The organism is Mesorhizobium sp. M1A.F.Ca.ET.072.01.1.1 (assembly GCF_004023325.1).
GTDB lineage: Bacteria > Pseudomonadota > Alphaproteobacteria > Rhizobiales > Rhizobiaceae > Mesorhizobium.
Window position 1 is genome coordinate 1 of sequence record NZ_RZSF01000373.1, and the last position, 5,980, is coordinate 5,980.

Sequence of the window (5,980 nt, forward strand, 5' to 3'; positions counted from 1 at the left end):
CCTGAAAGATGCATGCTGAAATAAAGACCCGCGCTGCCGGCGTGTTACGGCCAGATTCGTTTGCATCGACGGTCGCGCCGGAATAGTTTGCCTCCGCGACAAAGGAGCGGCATCATGAACAGGATCGTAAAGGGCCGAGACGGCAGCAAGGTATTCACCGAGCTGCGCCAGGACATCCTGAAGCTTACCTTGTCACCAGGTACTGTTATCGACGAAGCCAGTATTGCCACACGGCACTCGGTTTCGCGCACGCCCATCCGCGAAGCGATCATTCAACTCATCTCGGAAGGGCTGGTCATACGTGACCGGCGAGTCGCCCGCGTCGCGCCGCTCAACTTCGACGATCTGCCGAGGATCTATGACGCGTTGGTGATGTCGAGCCGGATCGTCCAGCGGCTCGCAGCCGAGAAGCGCACCGAGACCGATCTGGCGGAGATAGAGCAGCGGATGCGCGAGTTCGACGCGCTGTGCGACGAGGGCAACGGCGTGCAGCGCCAGGACGCCAATGTCGCGTTCCACATGAGCATAGCGCGCGCAGGGCGCAACCACTTTTTTTCCGACTTCTACGAGCGCATGCTGCTGACCTCGAGCCGGCTGTCGCGCGCCTGTTTCTCAAGCGAGGGCAACTCCAAGGGGCAGGGGAATGGCGAGCTCAAGCAGCACCTGACCGAGACAACCCGCCAGCACCGGCTCATCTTCGAGGCCATCAGGGACCGCGACGTCGAGGCCGCCGACAGGCTGGCCGTCGAGCATCAGAACCTGTCCTTCACTAGGCTGAAGGTGGCTATCTTCTCGCGAGCCTCGGAGAGCTCGATCAATATGCCGCTGAACCTGGCCAGCAACAAGGATCCACAGAACGGATAGGCATATGCGCTTCTAGTCCTCGTAGCCGAAACGCTCGGCCAGCATCTTTATGTACCCGGTCACCAGCTTTTCGGCCGACGTCCGCCCAGCTTGCAGTTGGGCGGCAGCCCGCGCCGCCTCCGACAGTCCGAGATCGGCGCTCCATCCGGCCCCCGTGCGGCGGAACAAGATGTCCTCGATCGATCCGGGCATATCCTGCCCCGATTGCGCCGATCTTCGCGCGGGCCTTTGCCGCTGCCCCAAGTACTTTCGGGCCCGTGCCAGCATGTCGGAAGCGGTGAAGGAATGATCGGCGAGCCGTCCCCACGAGACACTTACCATCGGCGCGTTATCGCGGGTCAAATGCTCGTGGATCGTGCGCCGCCATGATCCGCGCGGATTGCCCGGATCGTAGGTCGCCGGCCGCAACCCTGCCCAGGCGAACATCACGTCGCTCTTCGTGAGACCGAGACGTGGCAGCGTCGCGTTCGCCTGATCGAGAATAGATGCCACATCCTCCTCGCCTGCGACGGGGTCGCGCACGAAGCCTTTGAGCGGCGTCTCCGTCGGCCCGAGTATGTGGAAGTTCTTCCACGGCACGCAGAGGAAAAGGTGACCGAGCTCGTTGCGGCTGATCACGCCGGCGCCACGGAATTCCTCCGGCAGCCGCACCGCTATGTGGCACCCCTTGTTCGGCGTCACCGTTCTGCTGTCTGACAAGCCACAGGCCGCGTTAACGAGATCGGAACCGGGGCCCGCGAGGTTCAACAACAGCTTCGCGTCGATCTCCGCCGTGCCTGTCTCTCCTTGCCTGTCGGCGAGCGTAACGCGCCACCGCCCATCGCCGCTGTGTGCTGCCACCAGTTCGGTGTAGTTGCGGATCGTTGCGCCATAAGCGGCCGCGTCCAGTGCGTGATCGACGCAGATACGTTCCGGCCAGTCAAAGACATATTCAGTGAAGGCTGCGAGCCCGGTGAGGCCGCCGCCGAGATAGCGGGTGATGCCGATATGCCCAAGTTCATTCTGCCGGTAACGCCGGTAATCGAGAGTCGAATCCCAGCCCGACAGCGCGTTGAGCACGGCGAAGGCCAGATCGTATTTCCACGAGGCTACCGGATCGCCGGCGCGTAGTGGGATGTAGAAGGTATGCGGCGAAATCCGCCGCCCCATCACCGAGCGCAGGCGCCGGCGCTCGCGCATCATCTGGCCGGCGAGGGCCACATTGCTGATCTTCGACCTGATAGTCGTCGCATCGGCAGCGGCGGCGAGATAGTTGAGGCCGCAATGCATGATGCGGCTCGAGCGGCTGGAGCTGCCAGATCCGAAATCTCCCGCATCGATAAGTAACACCTCGTAGCCCGCGCCGGCGAGGCGATTGGCTGACGCCGCGCCGTTTATGCCACCGCCGATGACGACGGCCTCGAAACTCTTGCCGTTCAGCTCCAAAAGCGTCGATCTCACGCCCGTGGTCCCTTCGATAACTCGAGAACCTCCCGCGCGATTGCGATGTCGATAGCGCCGAGGCCGGTGGGCAGGAACACCTTCCGCCGCCCATCCGCGGCGCAGTTGCGGTTCTCGGCCACGAGTTGCTGGAGGGAGAGCGCCTTCACAGGCGCATACCGCTTGAGGGTACCATTGGCCATCAGCGCCTCGAATTGGACAAGATCGTCGACGAAGAATTGGTCGCACGGCGACAGCGCCATGGTGTTTATGGTCCGGCCGAGATCGACGAGGCTGATGAAAGCACCGGGAGTGAACCATTCCGGCTCGATGAGAGTTTCGGTCGGCGCCGGACTCGTGGTGATGACGATGTCGGCGCCCTCCACACACTCGCGCAGCCCCGCGTAGGCCTTCGCTTTCAGCCCTATGTCGCGCGCTTTGGCCGCGAGCCGCTCGGCGCTTTCGATGCGGCGACTGAAGCAGGAGCACTCCTGCAACGGAAAGGCTTTGGAGAACAGATCGAGGTGGTATTGCGCCTGCTCCCCGCATGCGATGATTGCCATACGGGTGCTTGCCTGCCGCGCCATCCGCTTCGCCGCCACCAGGCTGACCGTGGCGGTCCTGATGGCGGTTATCCAGCGGGCGTCTAGCACGGCGAGCAACCGACCGCCCTTGAGCGCGCTGAGGACGATCGAAGCCTCCAGGTTTTGTTGGCCAACTGCGGGGTCGAATAGCTCGATACCGAGCCATTTTACCCCGGCCACACCGTCGTTCTGCAGCAGGGCAGGAAAGGCCATGAATCGGGTGCCGTTCGCCGCCTCGATGACGGGTCTGGCGGCCATCCTTGCGGAGCCGTCATGCAGCGCCGCAATGGTGCGCTCGGCAATCTCCAGCACCTTGCGCCTGGACATGGAGAGCGAGGCGATATCGTCCGCGGAGAAATACTGCATTCGTTTGCTATTGTCTCAGTAGGGTTCGACAGATTTCGCGAAACAGCGGAGACGGGTCTTCAGAGACGCATCCGCTGTCGGCGGGGAGCCTCCGGATCAGGTGAGAATCCACTCCTTGAACCGGCGAGAGATCGTTTCGAAGTTATCAGCCCACCAGTTGTCGTTCAGGATGACGTTCCGTGGATTGTTCGAATCTGGCAGCCACTTGCGGGCGCTATCGGAGAGCATTGTCAGCGACTTCTTGGAGTTCGGATTGTAGCCGAGCTGCTCCATCAGCGGCGCCTGGGCTTCAGGCCGCAGCGCGTAGGACACAAACTTGAACGCGTTCTCTTTGTGGGGCGCGCCCTTGACAACCGCGAGATACTCGGTGCCGATCAAGGCCTCGGCGAAGGAGAAGGATAGGGTCTTGTCGCTTGCCTGAGTCGCCTTCACGCGGGCCGAATAGGTGTAGGAGAAATCGACCTCGCCGGTCTGCAGCAGGGTGACGGTCTGCGGCGTAGCGGCGACCCAGGAGGCGACATAAGGCTTGATGGTATCGAGTTTCTTGAAAGCACGGTCGACGTCCAGCGGATAGAGTTCGCTGGGCGATACGCCATCGGCCAGCAGGGCAGCTTCGAGGGTCTCGCTGGGCCGATCGCGGAAAGTGCGCCGGCCGGGAAACTTCGTGTAGTCGAAATACTCCGCGAAGGTGGTCGGATGCTTGCCTTCAGGGAACTTCGCCGGATCCCACGCGATGCCGCCGGCAAAGGTGTAGAAGGGGACACGGTCACGATCCGCTGGCAGCGCCAGATCATCGGCATCGACGAGCGCCGGGTCGAGGGGTTCCCAGTAGCCCTCCTTCGAGCCCGACGCCCCGAGTGCGCTCGGCGCGTCGAACACGTCCCAATCGACATTTCCTGAGGTGACCTGCGCCTTTACCTTGGCAAGGTCGGGCGTATCGATGACGTTCACCTTGATGCCGGTCTCTGCCGTGAAGGGCTCAATGACAGCTTTTTGGACGGCTTCCTTGTATGCTCCGCCCCAAGTAACGAAAGAGATTTCGCCGCCTTGGGCGAGGGCGCAGTCTCCGCGTATGACATACGGCGCTGCCAGCAGGACACTGGCCGCCGAGATTAGGCCGCGGCGAGAAATCTTGCGTTCGTTCAGTTGCATACGAATTCCCCTGTGATTGCTGTTCTTTCTCACCGACGCCAGTCTCCGGGCGCGGCATGTATATCCGTTCCGTCGTCTCCAATCGAAAAAAGGCGGCGAGCCCGGGCCCTTTTTATCGACTTCCGCTCCGTCCCAGTCGAGCCGGGGCTAAACGCCGTTTGCTCGATGGACGATCACATTCAGCACACAAATTGGATACGCAGTCAAGTTGCGTCTCAACCTCCACAAAACGCGGACCTTCCGCAGCATCGGCGGTCGGCGCGCAACGTCCGCTGCGAATCTTCACCGAGATGTGCTGGCGCTCGCTGGCGAGCGCGCGCAGCTCCGCGTCTCAGGCGGCCCGCAGGAGCACAGGATCGATAGCGGACTCCGTCACCGATGATCAGACAGGGCCGCCGCGTCGACAGGCCCAAGGCGGACCTCAGATGCCCCGACTGCTTCCCGATGCGTGTTCTAGTCAATCGGCAATTGTGGAGATGGTCACGCCAAACCTGAAGTAGTGACTCCAAAGCCCCAGAAGCGTCGAACGGGCTCAAGGCTAGGCGATAAGAAGTCCCTGTTCATCGAGCAACACACAGGCAGAGGCGTCGAAGCTGATGTCGATCATCTCACCCTCGCGCGCGACCTGCCCATTGATCATCGTACTTGCGCGAACCGGCAAACCTGTTCCGATGTCGATCTCGTAGAGGGCACTTCCTCCGAGGTAGGAGGTGCACACCACTCTGCCCTCCAGCGTATTCGCATAAGATCTACAACCAACGGCAATCTTTTGAGGACGGATCACGATCATAAGGCGCATGCCAGAGTCAAGGCGCGTCGGCGCGATGACCTTTATCGATTGACCGCCGCCAAGCGTAATAGACGCGACCTGCCCATCCAAAGCTGACACGACGCCCTGTAGCATGTTGGCCTTGCCTAGGAACTCGGCCACAAAGGCAGTCGCGGGTTGTTCATAAACCTGTTCGGGCGTGCCAATCTGTTCAGCCATCCCAGCATTCATCACTACAATCCGATCCGACATCGACAGTGCTTCTTCCTGGTCATGGGTGACGAATATCGCGGTGATGCCGGTCTCTTTCTGGATCTTCTTGATTTCGACGCGCATTTCCTCGCGCATGTTTGCGTCGAGAGCCGACAGCGGCTCGTCGAGCAGCAGCACCTGCGGCTCGAAGACGATGGCGCGGGCGAGCGCGATGCGCTGCTGCTGCCCGCCCGACAATTGCGAGGGCAGTTTCTTTTCGCTGTCTGGAAGCCTGACCATCTCCAGTGCCTTGCCGACCTTACGCGCGATGTCAGCCTTGGGCACGTCGTGGTATTTCAGGCCGAAGGCGACATTGTCGAAGACGCTTTTATGCGGAAACAGCGCATAGCTCTGGAAAACCAGGCCGATGTTGCGCTTGTAGATCGGCACGTCGTCGACACGCCGACCATCGATCATGATCTGGCCGCCCGAAATGTCGACCAGCCCCGCGATGGAGCGCAGGATCGTCGTCTTGCCGCAGCCTGACGGCCCGAGCAGCGTGACGAAGCTGCCCTTGCGGATCGACAGCGAGAAATCGCGCACCGCGACGAACTTGCCATAGGCGATGTCGATG

Annotated in this window: 5 protein-coding genes; 1 reads left to right on the forward strand and 4 read right to left on the reverse strand. The window is 61.5% G+C overall.

Going from position 1 to position 5,980, the window contains the following annotated elements; all coding sequences use genetic code 11:
• Positions 1–114: 114 nt before the first annotated feature.
• Positions 115–864, forward strand: coding sequence for a GntR family transcriptional regulator (locus EOA32_RS31935; protein ID WP_128373848.1), 750 nt, complete (start codon positions 115–117; stop codon positions 862–864).
• A 12-nt stretch (positions 865–876) separates the two neighbouring features.
• Here EOA32_RS31935 and EOA32_RS31940 read toward each other — a convergent pair whose 3' ends face one another.
• The 4 genes from EOA32_RS31940 to EOA32_RS31955 all read right to left on the reverse strand — a co-directional run bounded on the left by EOA32_RS31940 (position 877) and on the right by EOA32_RS31955 (position 5,979).
• On the reverse strand, positions 877–2,304 hold the full coding sequence (locus EOA32_RS31940) for an FAD-dependent oxidoreductase (RefSeq protein ID WP_189407546.1): 1,428 nt from the start codon (positions 2,302–2,304) through the stop codon (positions 877–879).
• Positions 2,301–3,233 (reverse strand): ornithine cyclodeaminase family protein, encoded by a 933-nt coding sequence (locus EOA32_RS31945; RefSeq protein WP_128373850.1) that lies wholly within the window; start codon positions 3,231–3,233, stop codon positions 2,301–2,303. The genes EOA32_RS31940 and EOA32_RS31945 overlap by 4 nt, the downstream gene beginning before the upstream one ends.
• Before the next feature lie 96 nt (positions 3,234–3,329).
• On the reverse strand, positions 3,330–4,385 hold the full coding sequence (locus tag EOA32_RS31950; protein WP_128373851.1) for an ABC transporter substrate-binding protein: 1,056 nt from the start codon (positions 4,383–4,385) through the stop codon (positions 3,330–3,332).
• A gap of 538 nt (positions 4,386–4,923) precedes the next feature.
• Positions 4,924–5,979: an ABC transporter ATP-binding protein gene (locus EOA32_RS31955; protein ID WP_245499451.1), complete on the reverse strand. Its 1,056-nt coding sequence runs from the start codon at positions 5,977–5,979 to the stop codon at positions 4,924–4,926.
• Position 5,980 lies beyond the last annotated feature (1 nt).

Coding starts and splice junctions, on each gene's coding strand:
- EOA32_RS31935 (WP_128373848.1), top strand. CDS start 115: ATGAACAGGATCGTAAAGGGCCGAGACGGCAGCAAGGTATTCACCGAG.
- EOA32_RS31945 (WP_128373850.1), bottom strand. CDS start 3,233: ATGCAGTATTTCTCCGCGGACGATATCGCCTCGCTCTCCATGTCCAGG.
- EOA32_RS31950 (WP_128373851.1), bottom strand. CDS start 4,385: ATGCAACTGAACGAACGCAAGATTTCTCGCCGCGGCCTAATCTCGGCG.